The sequence below is a fragment of the Pseudomonas haemolytica genome (genome assembly GCF_009659625.1).
In the GTDB taxonomy this organism is placed as follows: domain Bacteria; phylum Pseudomonadota; class Gammaproteobacteria; order Pseudomonadales; family Pseudomonadaceae; genus Aquipseudomonas; species Aquipseudomonas haemolytica.
In genome coordinates, this window is the sequence record NZ_VOIW01000002.1 from 477005 (window position 1) to 493188 (window position 16184).

At 57.5% G+C, this 16184-nt stretch carries 26 protein-coding genes; 1 reads left to right on the plus strand and 25 read right to left on the minus strand.

All coding sequences use genetic code 11. The annotated features are described in order from the left end of the window. The first annotated feature begins 147 nt into the window (after window positions 1-147). Window positions 148-408 carry a hypothetical protein gene (locus tag FRT59_RS08325; RefSeq protein ID WP_153870927.1) on the plus strand — a complete coding sequence of 87 codons (261 nt, stop codon included), beginning with the start codon at window positions 148-150 and terminating at the stop codon, window positions 406-408. Here the strand turns inward: FRT59_RS08325 and FRT59_RS08330 are convergent. From FRT59_RS08330 to FRT59_RS08440, 25 genes are all read right to left on the minus strand, one after another. Next, window positions 398-535, minus strand: a complete 138-nt coding sequence (locus FRT59_RS08330; RefSeq protein WP_153870928.1) for a hypothetical protein — start codon at window positions 533-535, stop codon at window positions 398-400. The two genes, FRT59_RS08325 and FRT59_RS08330, sit on opposite strands and share 11 nt — an antisense overlap. 77 nt (window positions 536-612) lie before the next feature. Then, window positions 613-963 carry a phage tail protein gene (locus FRT59_RS08335; RefSeq protein ID WP_153870929.1) on the minus strand — a complete coding sequence of 117 codons (351 nt, stop codon included), beginning with the start codon at window positions 961-963 and terminating at the stop codon, window positions 613-615. Next, the gene (locus FRT59_RS08340) at window positions 963-4391 is read right to left on the minus strand and encodes a phage tail tape measure protein (RefSeq protein ID WP_153870930.1); all 3429 of its coding nucleotides are present in this window, start codon (window positions 4389-4391) and stop codon (window positions 963-965) included. Before FRT59_RS08340 ends, FRT59_RS08335 begins: the two co-directional genes overlap by 1 nt. Window positions 4392-4449: 58 nt before the next feature. Further along, window positions 4450-4953: a hypothetical protein gene (locus tag FRT59_RS08345; RefSeq protein WP_153870931.1), complete on the minus strand. Its 504-nt coding sequence runs from the start codon at window positions 4951-4953 to the stop codon at window positions 4450-4452. 36 nt (window positions 4954-4989) lie between these two features. Next, window positions 4990-5148: a hypothetical protein gene (locus FRT59_RS26965; RefSeq protein ID WP_167524262.1), complete on the minus strand. Its 159-nt coding sequence runs from the start codon at window positions 5146-5148 to the stop codon at window positions 4990-4992. Between the two features lie 92 nt (window positions 5149-5240). Further along, window positions 5241-5570 carry a hypothetical protein gene (locus tag FRT59_RS08350; protein ID WP_153870932.1) on the minus strand — a complete coding sequence of 110 codons (330 nt, stop codon included), beginning with the start codon at window positions 5568-5570 and terminating at the stop codon, window positions 5241-5243. Window positions 5571-5609: 39 nt separating this feature from the next. Next, entirely contained in the window at window positions 5610-6110 is a 501-nt protein-coding gene (locus tag FRT59_RS08355; RefSeq protein ID WP_153870933.1) for a hypothetical protein, read from the minus strand. 55 nt (window positions 6111-6165) lie between these two features. Then, window positions 6166-6552, minus strand: coding sequence for a DUF3168 domain-containing protein (locus FRT59_RS08360; RefSeq protein WP_153870934.1), 387 nt, complete (start codon window positions 6550-6552; stop codon window positions 6166-6168). Continuing rightward, a complete protein-coding gene (locus FRT59_RS08365) occupies window positions 6545-7048 on the minus strand; it encodes an HK97 gp10 family phage protein (RefSeq protein ID WP_153870935.1) in 504 nt (167 codons plus the stop codon). Before FRT59_RS08365 ends, FRT59_RS08360 begins: the two co-directional genes overlap by 8 nt. 3 nt (window positions 7049-7051) lie before the next feature. Beyond that, window positions 7052-7222, minus strand: a complete 171-nt coding sequence (locus tag FRT59_RS26970; protein ID WP_167524263.1) for a hypothetical protein — start codon at window positions 7220-7222, stop codon at window positions 7052-7054. A 9-nt stretch (window positions 7223-7231) separates the two neighbouring features. Continuing rightward, the gene (locus FRT59_RS08370) at window positions 7232-7564 is read right to left on the minus strand and encodes a phage head closure protein (protein WP_153870936.1); all 333 of its coding nucleotides are present in this window, start codon (window positions 7562-7564) and stop codon (window positions 7232-7234) included. Continuing rightward, window positions 7564-7863, minus strand: coding sequence for a head-tail connector protein (locus tag FRT59_RS08375; RefSeq protein WP_153870937.1), 300 nt, complete (start codon window positions 7861-7863; stop codon window positions 7564-7566). The genes FRT59_RS08370 and FRT59_RS08375 overlap by 1 nt, the downstream gene beginning before the upstream one ends. Then, window positions 7864-8064, minus strand: coding sequence for a hypothetical protein (locus FRT59_RS08380; protein ID WP_153870938.1), 201 nt, complete (start codon window positions 8062-8064; stop codon window positions 7864-7866). It abuts the gene before it with no gap. A 53-nt stretch (window positions 8065-8117) separates the two neighbouring features. Next, the gene (locus FRT59_RS08385; RefSeq protein ID WP_148852441.1) at window positions 8118-9326 is read right to left on the minus strand and encodes a phage major capsid protein; all 1209 of its coding nucleotides are present in this window, start codon (window positions 9324-9326) and stop codon (window positions 8118-8120) included. After that, entirely contained in the window at window positions 9323-9964 is a 642-nt protein-coding gene (locus FRT59_RS08390) for an HK97 family phage prohead protease (RefSeq protein WP_148852442.1), read from the minus strand. Before FRT59_RS08390 ends, FRT59_RS08385 begins: the two co-directional genes overlap by 4 nt. After that, window positions 9951-11162 (minus strand): phage portal protein, encoded by a 1212-nt coding sequence (locus tag FRT59_RS08395; protein WP_153870939.1) that lies wholly within the window; start codon window positions 11160-11162, stop codon window positions 9951-9953. The genes FRT59_RS08390 and FRT59_RS08395 overlap by 14 nt, the downstream gene beginning before the upstream one ends. 7 nt (window positions 11163-11169) lie before the next feature. Next, window positions 11170-12711, minus strand: coding sequence for a terminase large subunit (locus FRT59_RS08400; RefSeq protein ID WP_153870940.1), 1542 nt, complete (start codon window positions 12709-12711; stop codon window positions 11170-11172). Further along, window positions 12711-13187, minus strand: a complete 477-nt coding sequence (locus tag FRT59_RS08405) for a TerS protein (protein ID WP_153870941.1) — start codon at window positions 13185-13187, stop codon at window positions 12711-12713. The genes FRT59_RS08400 and FRT59_RS08405 overlap by 1 nt, the downstream gene beginning before the upstream one ends. Window positions 13188-13365: 178 nt before the next feature. After that, window positions 13366-13680 carry an HNH endonuclease gene (locus FRT59_RS08410; protein ID WP_148852446.1) on the minus strand — a complete coding sequence of 105 codons (315 nt, stop codon included), beginning with the start codon at window positions 13678-13680 and terminating at the stop codon, window positions 13366-13368. Next, window positions 13680-14012, minus strand: a complete 333-nt coding sequence (locus FRT59_RS08415; protein WP_153870942.1) for a phage holin, lambda family — start codon at window positions 14010-14012, stop codon at window positions 13680-13682. Before FRT59_RS08415 ends, FRT59_RS08410 begins: the two co-directional genes overlap by 1 nt. A gap of 36 nt (window positions 14013-14048) precedes the next feature. Then, a complete protein-coding gene (locus tag FRT59_RS08420) occupies window positions 14049-14558 on the minus strand; it encodes a hypothetical protein (RefSeq protein ID WP_153870943.1) in 510 nt (169 codons plus the stop codon). 72 nt (window positions 14559-14630) lie between these two features. Further along, window positions 14631-15176, minus strand: a complete 546-nt coding sequence (locus FRT59_RS08425; RefSeq protein ID WP_153870944.1) for a hypothetical protein — start codon at window positions 15174-15176, stop codon at window positions 14631-14633. Window positions 15177-15290: 114 nt separating this feature from the next. Next, window positions 15291-15644 (minus strand): antiterminator Q family protein, encoded by a 354-nt coding sequence (locus FRT59_RS08430; RefSeq protein WP_153870945.1) that lies wholly within the window; start codon window positions 15642-15644, stop codon window positions 15291-15293. 3 nt (window positions 15645-15647) lie between these two features. Beyond that, entirely contained in the window at window positions 15648-15968 is a 321-nt protein-coding gene (locus FRT59_RS08435; protein ID WP_153870946.1) for a hypothetical protein, read from the minus strand. Continuing rightward, a complete protein-coding gene (locus FRT59_RS08440) occupies window positions 15965-16183 on the minus strand; it encodes a hypothetical protein (RefSeq protein WP_153870947.1) in 219 nt (72 codons plus the stop codon). Before FRT59_RS08440 ends, FRT59_RS08435 begins: the two co-directional genes overlap by 4 nt. Window position 16184 lies beyond the last annotated feature (1 nt).

Below are 16184 nucleotides of genomic sequence, written 5' to 3' on the forward strand. Positions count from 1 at the left end.
GGTGCTGGACAAAAGGACAGTAACGACGAATCGACAAGGCGTAGTAGCCTCTCGCCTTCATGCAATGGATTCCCTCAGTCCTTTGCCTGCAAGCCCAAGGACTGGGGATTGCGCCACTTTCGGCGCACTCATGACCTGGAGGTCAAAATGTCACAGCAAGAAATAAGCGCCGAGCACGCTATTGCTCAACTCACCACCCTGGTGCTGGCCCTCGCGCATACCCAGGCCGCCTCCAACCCCGATCATGCATTGGCTCGGATTGGCGCTGCGGTCTACGCCTGTCGCAAACAGGGGGTCGGCGACTTCTACCCCCTTCAGGTTTTCAAAACAGTCTTCCCTGGCAAAAATCTCCCCGTCGTTTTGACCGATGAAGAATATGCAGCGAAGCTGGCCGAAACTAAGCGCTAAGCTTCAAGTGCTGGATGGTGCCTTGATCAATGGCCTTCTGGCTCAAGAGAAGGGTGCCGTCCGGCATCAGGATCCACATCGGCTTACCGTTCGAATCCTTAGCATCACTGCAAACTACCTTTTCCATTTCTATCTCCTGCGGCGCAGCCGCGGTTTTCGGTGCTACAAATAAGAAGCCCCGCACTTGGCGGGGCTTGGTGATGGTTAAGGTCGGGGGTTGAACACCTGCTTAACGGTGAAGGTGACGGTGTAGATTTCCTCGCCGAGCGCCTTTTTTTTGTAGCCGTTCGCCCGGTACCAGCCTTCCGGCTCGCCTGGCGGCGCATATCGAAAGGCCTTGTAGCCTTCGTGCCGATCCAGGAACGCTAGCAACTCGGGCAACTCCTCGCCCGGCAGATCCTCACCGGTGTGCACCAGGTTCCACACCTGGCTCTTGGTATTGATGCCAATGCCCCCGGCCTGAACCATGCCGTCGCCGAACTCGTTTTCCCAAGTCCGCTGGCTAACGTCACCGTCGGCGCCGACCTCAACGTCAAACGTAAATGTCTCAGCCATCAACGCCTCCACAGCCGGCCGCCCTGGCGCATCTCTGCATCCAGGAACTTACCCATACGCGCCTCCAGTGCCGATCCGATGGAATCACCCTGCATCTGCGCCTCCTGGCTGCTCATGCCCGGCTGGGCCTGAACAGTGACGGGTGCGCTGAAGATGATTTGTGAAGGTCCGCTCGGCGACGAATCAGTTGAAGAACCCACCAGTGCGGCACGGCCATTGCCAGCCGACTCCAGGCTACCGACACCTATGCGCGCTTCGGGCTGCGCGCCGCTCAGGCTGTTGTCGATCCTAGACAGCATTGCATCAAGCTTCGCGCTGGTCTGAGCCGTGGTAACGCGCTCACCCTTTTGCAGGAACCAACTGCCGTCTTCTGGAACCGAGTCGATACCGTCGTGCGCCATACCAGCAAGCGCAGTCATACCAACAGCCGAAGCCAAAGGCCCGGTAACAGCCATGGCCGTGGCCATCGCCGCCGGAGCGGCTGCAGGTCCAATGATGGGGATGCCCGCGGTGGCGGCATAGGCGTTAAGGCCTGCCGTCAGAGACATCGCTTGCGCATTGGCGCCCAAAGTTCCGGCAGCGCTCGCCTGAGTGGTCTTGCCCACAAGCAACTGCACGCTCTGGTAGATCAACCATTGCGCCGCCATGTCACCCAGCGCCTTGAGCATCGACTTAGCGAAGTTGCCGACCATGTCGCCGAGAGCGTCGTCGGCATCCTCGGCGCCGCTGGCCACGTCAGAGAAGAACGTGCCCAGCCCACTGGTCCCTTCTTGCAGCGCTGTATTGGTGAGGTCTGCGGCCTGGGCCGAATAGTCCCGCGCAGCGTCTGCGTAGTTGGCCCAGGCCTCGTTGACGCCATTCATCCAGTTAGTTTGCTGCTCGTCCGTGGCAGCGTAGAAGTCCTGCTGAGCCTGAAGGCGCTTGTCGAGCTCAGCCTTCAGTACCGCCGTCTCGTTCTGGTAAAGCTCCGGCGTGATCTCGCCGCTGTTGCGTTGCTTAACCAGCTCGTTGACGTCAGCGGCGTACTTCTGTTGTAGCGCCAAGTCGGCGCGCATCCTGTCGCGGGCCTTATCGCCCATCCCCACGCCGGCCAACTCCTGATCGAAGCCGTCCTTTGAAGTCTGGGTGGTCAGCGCCTGGGCGTTCTTGAACGCCGTCAGCTTTAGGTCTTCCTCGTTGGCTTTCTTCAGCTTGTTCAGCGCATCCAGCTCGGCAGCCATGCCCATGAGCTTTTTCTTTTGCGCCTCGCTCAGCTTGCCGAGCTTCCCCTCCTGGAGCTCGAAGGAAAGCTTCATCACCTCGGTGGCTTCTTTCTGCTTGTCGCCGGTGGTGTTGATCAGTTCGATCTGGCGTTTGTAGCCTTCCTCTGCCGTGTCGAACGACTTGAGCTGCTGCTTAGCGGCTGACTGCCCTTCGGTAGCGCCCTTCCGGGCCGCCTTGGTAGCGGCGTCATCAGAGGCTTTCTGCGCATCCTTCGCGGCGGCCGCGGAACGGATTGCGACGATCATCCCTTCAGTGAGATCTTTATTCTCAGCAATAAACCGATTGGCAGCTTCAAGAGCGGTTTTATCTTGAGCGGCACCGAGTTGCTTTTGCAACTGCTCCAGATACTTTTGCCCGACGCCTGCGGCCGCAGCTTTGGCGGCAGCGTTCTCCAGCTGGGCCCGTGTGTTTTCATTGGTCTGGCCGGTGAGCGCAGTAAGGGCTGCCTTAAGCTGGGAGACCTTTTCGGCATTCTCAGCCGCAGCGCCACCACTTTTCTCCAGGGCGTCTGCCATCTCAGCAGTGACGCCTGGCACCACGCGCACTTGATCCGCCACCGACTTCCAGTCGACAACCATCCCGGCCGACTGATCAGAGGACGCTTTCTTGATGATTTCCATTGCCGACTGGAATTCAGGCGGCAGCGGAGCTATGCCGGCCATGAACCCAGAGGCGCCAGCAAGGCCGGCGTTTGTCAGGCTGCTTTGAAACTCAAAAGCGATTGAGCCCGCCGCGGTAGTTAGATCGCTCTCAGCATCCTCAATGGAAGCCTTGAGCTCCCGAAGGGTGACAGACTGCGTTGCCCTGTTGAGCTTGTTGAATTTCTCAACGAGCTTATCAATCGGGTCGCCGAGATCGCCCAGTTTCTTCTCAAGTCCGCTGGTATTGTCGCGCAAAGTAAGGAATGCAGTGGCCGCACCTACGGCAAGCGCAGCGATGCCAACAGGACCGCCAAGCATTCCGACCAAGCCAAGGCCGGCCCGGCTGACACCCGCCTGCGCTACAGCTACTGCGTTGGTTGCGCGCGTTTCTGCGAGCCTGGCCTCTGCGAGCTGGAGGGACATCTGAGTTTGTACGGCGGTGCCTCGCGCGGCGATAGCTTCTTTCTCAGCCAGAAACACCGATGTCTGCGCTTTCTGTTGCTCCGCTTGCGCAACCAGCAAGACCGCTGTCGCTTGGGCCTTTCTCGCTGCCGCATCCTTTAGCGACGAGTAAACGGCCGCCGCGCCCGATGAGGCGGCCATTGCACCGTATCGAGAAAGCGCAGCAACGGCAGCGATGATCGACACATCCGCCAAGGTAGAGAAGTTGTCGCCGACCGCGCTAATAGCCTTCCCGAGACCACCAGTAAAATTGGTGGTCTCGTCCAAGCGACCGACATATACGTCGAAGGCGTTGGTCAAATTCTGTAGCGCATCACGGACCGCGACGGTCATGCTGTCGGCGAGCTTTCCATTGGCCTCGGCGGTGCCCCTTAAGCCTTTGGTAAGCACGTCAAGACCAAGCTTGCCGTCGGCCCCGAGCGCGCGAATTTCTTCGGCGGTCTTACCGGTGGCTTTAGCTACGGTCTCGACAATGGAAGGCATTGCGGCAAGCATCGCCTGCCAACCATCGGCATCGACCTTTCCTGTTTGCAAGGCCTTTGAATAACCATCAATCGCCGATTTAGCTCTGTCAGCAGATGCCGAGTTGGTCACCAACAGAAAACTGAAGCTGTCCATAACATCCAGCGCCTGGCTGGTGTTATAGCCCATGGACTTCAGGCTGCCCGAGGTCCTGATGTAGAGTTCTTGTGCCTCAGCGAGAGGTCGATACGTGCGTTTGGCGGTATCCAGTAGGCGCTGCTGAACCAGATCGTATTCAGCAACGCTAGACGTGGCCATGCCGATACGGTCGGACATCTGCCCATATGAGTCGGCCGCCTCAATGATCTTTCCGATACCGGCCGCGCCAATAGCTCCGGCCAATGCGCTCTTGATCAACCCGGATGCGTGAAGCGCCCGCTCCCCCGCACGATCAAAAGCAGTGTCGATCCGCCCAAGGCTCTTATCGATCTTTCCTGATGCCTGACCTACGCTGGAGTCAGCTCGCGCCATTTCCTGACGCAACTGGGCGGTGGTCGCCTCAATGCGAACAAGCATCCCCTGTACGTCAGTGTCGGCCATGTTTTTCTCCAGAAAGCAAAAAACCGCCATGAGGCGGCTTTGAATGTTGGTCGATGATCTAAATCTTGCAGTCGGCGCGAAGCTTCTGCGTTTCCTTCAAAACTTGAGTCGTATCAAACTTAGCGGTGATCTCACCGGACGATGTAGAAGTTCTGGCGACATAAGACTTGCTGGCTGACAATCTATCGAGAAAGGCAGAAGTCAAAAAAGGATAAAAGGATGACGTTCTATCTCCTGACGCTCCCCACTTGTTCGGCTCATGTGAATCGCTATCTACTCTAGTATCGACCAATGAATCTGGATCTATACGACGATTCCAGCTTAGGTAGAAGTCCATTTTACCCGCCGCACACCTGAAGTGCATCTCCACCGGAGCGGCGTTACCATCTGAAATCGGGCCTGAATTAAGAACAGAAGACCTAGAAATCGCATCGGTGAGTTCATCTTTGCTTTCAAAGTGAGCCCACTTCCAGTATGGCAAGCCGGCAAGCACATCCTTCTCCCTTTCTTTCTCGCAACCCATTACGAAAATGGCGAGCACCATCACTGCAAACGTTCTCATTAGATTTCCTCCTAGGAAATCCAAAACTATATCAAGCTAACTCACCTGGCGTCCCGTAAGTGCCTGCCGCAGCTTATCTGCCACAGTCGACGGTGAAGGCTTGTCTGCCTTGGTCTTTGTCTTGCCGGTACCAAACGGGTTCGTCATCTGCGCCCACTCGATCTTGGCGTCCATCGCCAGGAACAACTCAGGCATCGGAATTGACCAGGCCAGATCTGGCGACCAGCCAAGCCAGCCGGTGGCCACCGCGTAAAGCCGGTCGACGTAGCTGCCGTCCTCGACAGCACTTACGCCGCCGCCGGCTTTTCCTTTCCCGCATCAGGGCCTTTCGGGTTGTACAGCGCCACCAGGTAAGCGTTCAGTTGCACGGAAACATTCAGCACGCCCGCCTGCCACACCTGCTCAACCACGGCCTCGGCATCTTTGCCTTTCAAGCCAGCGCCGCCGGCGATGATCACGGCGCAACCGTCGATGCTCAATGCATTGATGGCCTGGGACGCACCACGCAGGCCGCCGAAGTGGGCCTCAATCGCACGCACGGCGCCGAGCGTCGGTGTCAGGGTATAGGTCTCGTCGCCAAGCTTGATATCGACGGTTCCGTAAAGGGTTTTGCTCATGTGTCGAAACCTCGGGGGTCGGGGCCGAAGCCCCTCTGTTTAAGGAGTGACAGGCGCCGGAAGGATTTCCAGGATGTCGGAGTTGATGCCGATTGTGACGTTGCGGCGAACCACGTTGTCAGCGGCGCCGGCGGCGACGGTGTTGTTCATCACCTTGCCGCGCAGGTAGAACGTGGTCGGCAGCACGGCCGGGGTGGCATCAGGGTCGCCATCGTTCAGGGTGATCTTGATGTTGTAATCGCCCTTGCTGCGATCCCGGTGAGCGATCTTCAGCTTGGCCTGGCCCAGGTCGCCGTTGTCCAGACCGACTGCCAGGGTCAAGTCACCAGCATCAGCGGTGCCCTTGTACTTGCGCACGCGGCCATCGCGCAGCGACGTAAAGGTCACAGAGCTGAAAGTGTCGCCGAACTCGCCCAGGTCTTCCACCTCGCCGATATCGACATAGGTGTCCGCCTTGTAGAGCGCTTCAGTGTTCGCGCCGTTCTTGCTACCGATACCGATCCGGCAGCCGGCGGCTGTATTGAGGTTGTCTTCGGCCATGGGGGTTCCTCCAAGGGCACATTGGATAAAGCCGCGGTGCGGCCGGGTGTTGGGTTTAGTGAGTGGTAATAACGCGGACCGTGATCGATCCTTGGTACGTGACGCCGTCAGGCTCGCGCTGGGCGTCTGCTTGCTCGACCCTGACCGACACAGCGCGTCCGACAGTCATCGGCAAGCGGCGCTCGTTCAGGGCGGCCACAACCTCACCCAGGATGCGCTTCACTTCGGCCTGGCCGTGGGCATCCGACCAGACCGACAGGTAGACCAGGCGCTGCTCGCGCTTCCTGCCCGAGATGGGCGAGGCGTTGGTGTATATCTCCCGGTCAATCGAGACGTAAGGCATTGGCGAGTCCATGGGAGCGCCATCGTAGACTGGGCATGAAACCTCAGCCGCAAGCCTGGCAAACAGCGCCTCCTGCAGCGCAACAGACGGATCAGCCATTGGTAAACCCCTTGCTCGCCTTGGTTAGCGTTCGACCGATGGCTGCCTTGATGTTGGCCAGCACATACTCCCTGTTCACATCCTTCGATGGGCGAAGCCATGGATGCGCGGGCCGCGCCGGGATATCAGGGTACTTACCAAAGAAGTTGGTGCCATCGGCCTTATTCGTTGGGCTGCGAGTCCTGCCGCCGGCGCGCTTATTCCCGGTGTAGCCCTTGGTCCCGTATTCGACAAACCGCAGGTAGAAGAACCGTTGCTTGTTCTTCTTGCCCCGGATCCCGATCTGCGCGTCCAGGCCGCTTTGCGAAACAAACACAGTCAGCGCGGCAGCAGCGGCACCAGTGTCTTTCGGGATCAGGTTCTTCATGGTGGAAAGAATGCGCTCAGCACTGTCCCGCATCACCGGCGCCAGCTCGTTATCCATGGTCGCGTGGATGCTGCGTAGCGTCCGGCGCAACTTGAAGTCGCCGGACATGCGCGAGCGGCGGGCAGCCATGGCCTACTCCTTGGTCTTGGGGGCCTTTTCAGCAGCTGTGGCGGGAACAGAAACTTCCTCTACCAGGCCGCGAGCCACCAGGTCAGCGCCAAGCTTGGCGTCGACCGTAAAATCTTCACCCTTCTCCCGGTCGCCGGTAGCGCCGGACAGGGTTCCCAGGGCAATAACTTTCATGATTAACCTCTATGGGTTGGGTACGTTCGAACACAGCAGCCGAAGCATGGTGTTCTCGTTGTCGACCAGCGCAGCGCCGATCAGGTAAGTGGCGGTGATTCCTTTCGCCGTGTGCACGATGCGATTGCCCGCGACAGCATCAGCCCGCGGCCGGATGCGAATCTCGGCAGTGACCACGACTTTAAGCTGCTCGGCTACCGGAGCAGTTCGGCCCGATGGCATCGTGATCTCTGCCCACAGCTTTCCCACCTCTGTCCAGGTGACGATGAATCCCCCGGAGCCGTTTGGTACTCGCTCCTGCTTCTGCATAGTGCAGCGGTGACGCATTGGGCCTGCTCTCATCAGAAACGCTTCCTGGGCCAGAGAAGTCGATCAACAGCCAGCGGCACAGCTGTTGAGATTGTGCCGATCACCACGGCTTCGCGATTTGCGTACCAGTGGCCAACGAGCAGCAAAACCGCCTGCTCGACGTCCGGGGTGAACCCCATCTGCTCTGGCCCAGTCGGTGTGCCTTCGACCAGCTCCCGATCACAATGCGTCGCGACATGGGACTTGGCGGCCTCGAAGTAACCGGTGATGAGCGAATCTTCCTCGTCGCCGTCCACCTTCAGATGGAGCTTCACGCGCGCCAGGTCGATCATCTACTTGGTCTCGCCGGGCTTGGCCTGCTTGTTGGCTTTAGGGGCGGCACCGTCATCGAGAGCGGCAAGCCCCTTACCGATCAAGCGATGGGCGTACTCTTCGTCGTCCAGATCAATGACTTCGCCTGCAGATACTCGGCCGTTGTTCACTTTGACTTTGTCAGGATCGCCTTCGAAGCCCCACAGAACTTTGACTTTCATAACCTTCTCCACAAAAAAAGGGACCGTCAGGCCCCGGGATCAATTCGACAAAATCAAGCCTGAGGCTTGAAGCGCCCCTTCACGAAGGCGTAAGGACGGCGTACAGCCAGACCCAAACGTTCCTCGACCAAGATGGCGCGCTTGTTCTTGATGAAGTCGTCGTTGATCATGCCGACCTTGATGGTGAACGCCATGCGGTCATAAATCCGCGCACCCTGCGCGAAAGAACCCGTCAGAAACTCGCCGCCAGTAGTGGTGCCATCGCCTTCGTCCATGCTGTCGGAAGCCACAACTGGGCGGCCCCACAGGATCGGAGTAACCAGGCCCTGCAGGTTGGCAAACAGATAGCGATTCTGGGCATCCTTTTCCAGCTCGATATTCATCCAGTCCAGATCGGTCATCACCACAGCATCGGCAGAACGCTTCGATTGCTTGCCGACCTGATACAAGGCGCGGCGGACAGTGTCGATAGCCGTATCGTTCGCTTTGCTCAAGGCTGCGTTGAAAGCCGTTGCTTGGGTCATGATGCCGTTCATGTTTTTGCCGATGCCATCGCCCTTAAGGATCTGGCCTTCCTTCTTCAGCTTAAGGTCGTAGCGCAGAAGCTCCTGGATGTAGCTGTAGAGCTGCGGCACGTCGTCCAGGGCCTCGTCCGTTACTGGCATCCAGACTGCGATTTTCTTGATGGTGTCGGTGGCCTCTTCGAAGGTCACATCGCTGGAAGGCTTCGCCTCACCCTCGGCGACCATACCTGCGCCCAGGGTATGGAGAAGTTCCTTAAAATAAGTGAAGGTTGTGCCCGTGACCGGGGTCGACGGGATCAGATCCTGAATCACCAGGTTCTGACGTGGCTTGTCCTGAATGATTGGATCGTACTGAGGCGCCACCAGGCCCGCGCTGGTCACCTTGACCTCGGACATGGTCGCCATTGCCGATTTGGTAACTTCGATTTCGGCGCGATCCTGCTTCCTGTCGAGTAGCGCTTTGTAATCGTCGTTGCCTTTGACAAAGTCGATAAAGCCCTTCTGCTCACCGCCGTGAGAACGCAGACGCACGCCCTTTTCTTCGAGCTTCTGCACCTGCTCGATGACGCGCTCGATCTCACCCTTCTGGTTTTCGATCTGAGACTTAATGTCCTTGGTCGCAGCGTTGCCCTTTTCGAGCTCTGCCGACACATGGTCATATTTTTGTTGCAGTCCGCCGAAACCATCGGAGAGTTGTTTTTCGAGGGCTTCGCGAATTTCTTTAACATCAGCGGTCATGGCTGAACTCCAAATTGATTTTTGAACAGGTTGGATATTTCTTTCAGCTCATCCACGATCGCCGTGGCCGCCGTCCCACCATCACGGTGTACGGCGGAATAGCCGAGCGAGGCGACTGCCGCCGCCTCCTTTTGCGAGAGCCCCATGCGTTCGCGCAGGGCTGCTTCAAAAAGTCTGATATCCGACTTCACGTCGGTTACCTTTGCCTCTGGGTTCATACCGAAGGGCACGATCGAGGCTTCCCATAGTTCGGCGGCGCTGATCAGTCGCACAGTGCGGCCGTCGCGCTCTTCGAACGTGGCCTTAATGGTGTTGAAGCCGATGGACATACTGTCCAGCGTTTCTTCTTTCATGAGCTCGTATGCGTCACGGGCATAGCTAACGGCCAGGTTGATCTTGCCTTTGAGGTAAAGGCCATGGTCGTCTTGAGTGAACGCTGCAGACCCGACAAGCCGGGTCAGATCATGAAACAGCGCCAGCTTCAGGCGCCCCCCGCGAGTTGTCTTAACCCTCGTGAAAGCGCCAGGCAGAATCACGTCGTCGCCCAGATCGATGTTGTTGAACACCGCGGCGTAACCTTCGAAGTTGCCCGCGTCATCCATTCCTTTCAGCTCAAACGGGACTTCAATCTTTGACATTTGTTTGCATCTCCCACCGGGTGACCCGGTCGTATTCTTCGCCAACCAGCGGAGGAAGGTTTTCTTTGCGCCTGACTTCGTTGATGGTCATCCAACCAGAGCCGCCAGAGCCGCCCAGGGCGCTACCGTAGTAGGTCGCCCGCCCAGCGCTGTCAGCTCGCAGAATTCCCTCTACGACGAATTCGACGAACTGAGTCGTACCGCCAAAAAGCTTGTCGTTGACCTCATCTTCGATTGCCTTGATGTAAGGGCTAAGGCCGAAAGTGATAAAGCCACTGGTTTGCTGCTCCAGGTTGGAGCCCATGATCGAGGTCTTGCCGGCCCGGTTGGCCAGGTACAGCGGAACTCCCCAGATGCCAGCCAACGCCTCTTCCTGGAACTGCTGCGATTCGATAAATTGACTGTCTTTCTGTGTCATCCCCGCAGGGACAATTTTGGGCCCGCCCTGAAGCAGCCCCATCTTCCCGATGTCCTCAACATCGCCATCGCGGATCTTGGGAAACTTCTCGAGGACTTGAGCCTGCTGTTCAGCGGTCAGGAAGTTGTCGTAGATGACATACCCGCCGGTGAAGCCGCCCTTTCGCATAAAACGCGAAGACCAACTCTGAGCTGCTTTGGCCAGCCCCATCGCTTCTTTCTGAAACTCAACCGGTGATAAGCCGTTGATTCCATCGGCGCTGAATATCTTGAAGTGCAACATGAACTCCGGAGATACCGGGAACCGCGAGCCCTTTGGTGGGGTTACCCAATAGATCAGGTCGTCATCGGTGTTCACTTCTACGGAGTCTGCGTTAAGGGGTATCAAACCAATGAATTCGCCCAGGTCGTTACGCTCAATTAGCGCAAAGGCATTACCGCGAAGTGCCATGTTGACGATGACTGCTTTGAGGAAATTGAGCATCGTCATGTACGGGTTGGGCTTTGCTAGGAGCCGAAGCGCTCGCTTGTTGTCCTGTACAACAACGCGGCCTGTCGCCTGATCTTCATAAAGCTTCAGCGGTAGTCCTGAAACCGTCTCGCTCAGGATCTTTATGCAAGACCAAACGATCGGAATAGCCATAGCCTTCTTGGGAGTGATCACTTCACCCGAGCGCGTTTCACCGCCAAGATCTGTATTAACCTCCACGTACTGGCCAGTTTTTGGATCGTTAAAGCCGAAGAAACTCCAGCTCATCGGGTTGTACCAGCGAGAAGCCATAGTGAGCCTATAGAAGTCCGGAGAATCCGTTTTTGAGATAGTGGTCGATGTCGCCCTTGACCTCTTCGGGAGCGCCTAGAGTTGCGCCGAACGCCATTGCAAGGGCAGACATACCGTCTATGCGGCCGGTCGCCTTGTCCTTCGCAAACTTGCGGTTGCCCGCCGGGTCTTTCTGAATCACCGCGTTGGATGCGCACATCGTGAGCACTGGGTGCATGCCGTGGCTGAGCCTCCCGTTGAGCAGTTCCGACTCGAGCGCATCAATGGCCGGGGTCATGTCCTTGTACCCCTGACCGTACTCAACCAAAGGCAGGGTCACGCCCTGGGCCTCGGCGTCACGTTTGAAGAGATCGATTCGGTATCGGTCGAAAGCAATGGCCTGGATGTCGCCACCAAGCTCGGCAAGAATCCGAGCGATATCGGCGGCAACATACGCGTAGTCCACGGTGGCCCCCGGGGTGGTGAGCAGAAGCCCCTCCCGCGCCCAGACCTCGTACGCTTCTCGGTCCCGCTTGGCACGCTCAGCCAGGCCTTGCTCGGGCGTCCAGAAAAACGGCCAAACATTCCAGTTGCCGTCGCGCTTACCGATGACGACGAAGGCCGTAAGGTCAGTCCTGAACGAAAGGTCAAGGCCGCCGTATAGATCCATACCATCCGGGCTATCCGGATCATCACCGCACGCAACCCAAACGCCCTTCGAAACGAACACCGAAACTGTCGACACGCGCTGATTGAGGCAAAGGTTCCGGAACGTGTTCTCAGAAGCCGGCATCCGGTCGGCCCGCTCGGCCTGCTTTTCAAGATCTGCCAACGAACGGAACGAGCCAAGCGCAGGGTTTGCAGCCTTCCACCCTTCACGATCGGTGACCTTGCAGTCTTTGGGCGCCTGGTAGACGCGACTGACGATGTGCGGGTCTTGCGACTTCTCGGCATCGTCTAGCCAAATGCTGAACAGGTCACTGTCCTGCGCGGCCTGGGTACTGATCGCGATTAGCAGCGGGGCCGCATGGGCGCCCTGGGCTGTAGTGATCGCGTCAATGAAATCGCTTTGTGGGCCGCGTACCTGCCCAATTTCGTCGAGGATCGCCAGGATCGGCGACAGGCCGTGAGCCGTTTTGCCTTCGGCAGAAAGCGCTCGGTACTCAACGTTAAGCGGCGTACCGATGAGCGTCTTGCTGCTGGGTATGATGTGGATCAAAGACTGCAGCTCTGGATTGAGCTGGATCATCTTCACGGCCAGCTTGAACACAAGCCCAGCCTGTTCTCGGCTCATTGCGCCCGAAACGATCTGAGAGTTCTGCACCGCCTCGGGCCCAACGATGTGCGCCAGTAGGATGCCGGCGATCAAGCCCGTCTTCCCGTTTTTCCGGGCAATACTGAGAAAGGCTGTGCTGGTGCCTACAGGATTGTCGTAGACATCCAGGATGAATTCTTTCTGGAACGGATCAAGATCCAGAGGTTTGCCAACGTGCTGCCCTTCCGGTACTCGGCAGTATTTCTCGATGAAGGCGATGACCTTTTCGCCACGCGTCCTGCGCTTGACTGCCATCAGTGCATAGCCCTCGGAATGAGATCCTCGTCGTCCTGCTGAGCCAGAACCTTCTCGGCCTCGCGCTGCTTGGTCGCCTTCTTGCCTTGGTCGCGGGAATCACCCTGAGTAGCCTGGGCGTGAACCTGTAGCGTCCGACTCAACGACACAGCCCGACGACTCAGCGTTTCCAATAGGCTGTGCTTTGGGTTGATGACCTGCGTGCCTCGGTCGTTTTTCAGCACATCACCCTCCAGATCGATCTCCTTTTGCAGGCGTTCAATGTCTGAAAGGCACCTTGCGAGGTTGCCGGCCAGGACCAGATCGGAGTCTGTCCAACTATCACGCGTGCGCGCGCGCACAATGGAATCCCAAAATGGCTTGTCGCCTTTGCGTAAATGGACGAACCTCGGCGGCTTAATTGGACCGACGCTGGCAGCACGCATAGCGGCAACCGCCGACGTCGCGCTATCGGAGCGGGTGCGCTTGGCTGTCATAGATTTTCTCAGTTCATCCGCCTGTGTGTTTTGGCGGGTTTTTCCGGGTTAGGAATGAAACAACAGGTCGAGGGCGGTCCTATAACCGAAGAATCGCCACATTTTGACCGCCCCCTGGGGCACTGACGTGCCTCAAACGGGCTTTAGCGTGCCTCAACACCGATTTCGATAGATTCGATCAATCGCGATTCCAGTGATGGTTCGGGTCGACAGGCAGGCCGGACACGTCATGACCAGGCAGAATGCCGGTCCGCTCCTGCCTCTGCTTGGCTCCGTCGTGACAGGGCTTGCATAGGCTTTGCAGATTGGAAGCGTCGAAGAACAGATCCTCGTCGCCCTTGTGCGGTTTGATGTGGTCGACCGTGTTGGCAGCCTCGACCGTACCCAACGCACGACACAGGCGGCATGTAGGCTCAGCCTGCAGTTGATGCCAGCGAAGTCGATACCAGCGCTTGGTCTTGTATAGGTGGTGCCAGGCAGATGTGCTAGCCATCACTCAACCTTACGGCTGGGCAGCTTGAAGTCAGTGACCCGATCAGCTATCGACCGGATCTTCTCCACACCCAAGAAGCCGACCCAGCCACCTACGAACGTGGCCATGCTCTGGGGCAGACCGAAAAACTCCAGGCCGCTGATGATGGTGAGGGTCAGGCCGCCACACAGCACGCCCTCCACGATCATCTGGCGGCGCGAGCCACCACCATAGGTGATGCGCAGCACGGCCATGGCGAAGGACAGCCCAGCCGGGTAAAGGATCGGCGCATGCTGGCTCAGCCACGCAAGCATCAATGCCCAGGTGTCTGGCTTATCTGGCATGTTTGGCATCTCGGTATCCTCCCGGTTAGGGAGCGAAGGAATGGATTAGCGGGCGACTGGATTCAGTGCTGCGACCAGCAGGGCGTGCCCCTTGTACAGGTCGGCGTGAGCTATACTGGCCAGCTTGCAGTCGGCGAAAGAATGGCCGTTCAGCAGCCGGTCCAGCTCTTCCAGTGACTCCTTGAGCTGCAACGCCTTCTTCAGCACCGTCTCGTCGTACTCGGCACGCGCCTCAAGTACCAGCTTCCTGACCTCCTCGTAAGCCATGCCAACACCCACCGGGCCAGCCTGGCGAATCAGCAGGTAGGTGTCGGTGTACACCGCACCAAAGACCTTCCCGTCAGCGTGATAGAAGTCGCTGATGACGCCTGAGCCGAAGCAAACGGCGCTTACGGTTTCATACTGCTTGGTACTCAACAACTGACCAGTAACACGGATAAATACCTCGGGCAGCGCCTTGGCAAGTCCACGCAGTGCGCGGAGCAGACGCTGGGCGTCACCAACGACAACCGCGTCAAATACTGGCTGAGCGTTATTCTTCGCTTGATCGGTCATTACCGTACTCCAGAAACGAAAAAGCCCCGCACGGAGGCGGGGCTATTAAAAGAATGTATTCACTGAATTGCGCTAGCTGAGAAGCGCCTGCTCTTGATGCTCGAGGGACCTCAATACTTCGCCGATTTTATCGTTTGAGGCTATGTAAAGAAGACTAGCGGCCAACCAGTCTGCATCAGAGTCATCTTCGGATTTAGCCATGGTTACGTTAACGCACAAAGAGGAAAGCTTACCAACCATCTCCCTAACAGCATCATCACTCACCCTGACCTTCATAAGCGAAACCGCCCGAAAGCTCTCTCGTACTGCCTCTTTAACATTTTCTGGAGTCGAAGCCTTGCCCCAGGTGCTTGTTTGCCTGAAATCAGCTACGTCTGCGATCTGAACCAATTTGGTAGCGCGCATCATGTCAGCAATGGAAACCTGCAATTCACCCAAAGCCTTTCGCTGCAGATCAATACGCTGCAAAAGCAAAACTTCCTTTCGTTTTTCAATGCGAGACTCTCTATCAAAGCCCGCTTTGCGATTCTCAGTCCAGGAGTCGAACACGGCTTTGAGCAACAAACCAATAACAAGAGTAACAACAGGAAACCAAACAGACGGACTGATTGACTCCATTCCGCTCTCCCTCAGTAAGCATCGCCAGAAAGCAAAAAGCCCAACTCTAGGGTCGGGCTTTGCTCGCGGAAAAACCGCAAAGTAACTGAAATCTATATATCATCCCCGGTCCTGTCAAGCAGCCTGACGACGGATATCTAAAGCCCCATCAATCCACGCAATTCCCGCCTTCCAGAGCCCACGTGTCTTCTCTTCGCCGAAGCCCATCTTCTTTCCAACGTCCATTAAGGAGCTGTCGAGCCTGGTGTAGTACTTCATTAGAACCTGGCCACATTCCGGGTAGCGCTTGAGCAGCCGCCCCATCAAGCCATCGATAATCAGGGCATCGTCGTCGGTGATCATTGGCGACAGGACGGTGTTCTCGCGGGAAGCGCAGCACGAGACACCAGAGCCCAGTACAACCCAGCGGCCCCAATGCTCCAGCAGATCCTCAGCAGTACGCTCTCTAAAGCTCGGTGTGAAGGCCATGGCTCAATCCCCTGTGTAGTTGGTGCCACCGGCGCCGCGGCGGTTGTTCTGGTCGTAATAGTTGAGAAGGCCCACCGGTTTCAGGTCGCTCTTACTCGTCAGGAGCATGTCCTGGGCTGCATTCAGGTTGAAACTCAATTGGGTCACCAAGTCCTGAAGCGAAAGCGGCTCACCGCCATCCGCCCGGACCCAGCCCGAGGCATGGCAGTCGATGCAATCCAGGTGATGGAAGAGACCTTGAATCACTGCCTTTCCCTTGCAGGACTTGCAGTGTTCCAGGGGGATCAAGGTGCGGCGAAATGCTGGGCCGTGGGACTTCTTCATTTGGCCTCCGGTGCTTTGTAGACCAAAACAACCTGGGCCGAACGGTACTGATTCACGTCGCCGTAAGCGTTCCAATAGTCAGGAACAAGGACCGCACCAACTACGAATTCGTCGGCGCCGATCGTCACAATATCGCCCAGCGAAGGCTCCTCTTCTCGCTGCTCGGAGAACTGGTAACCACCAGGAGCGAGGTAGTTCGCGGTCACAAATGCCATT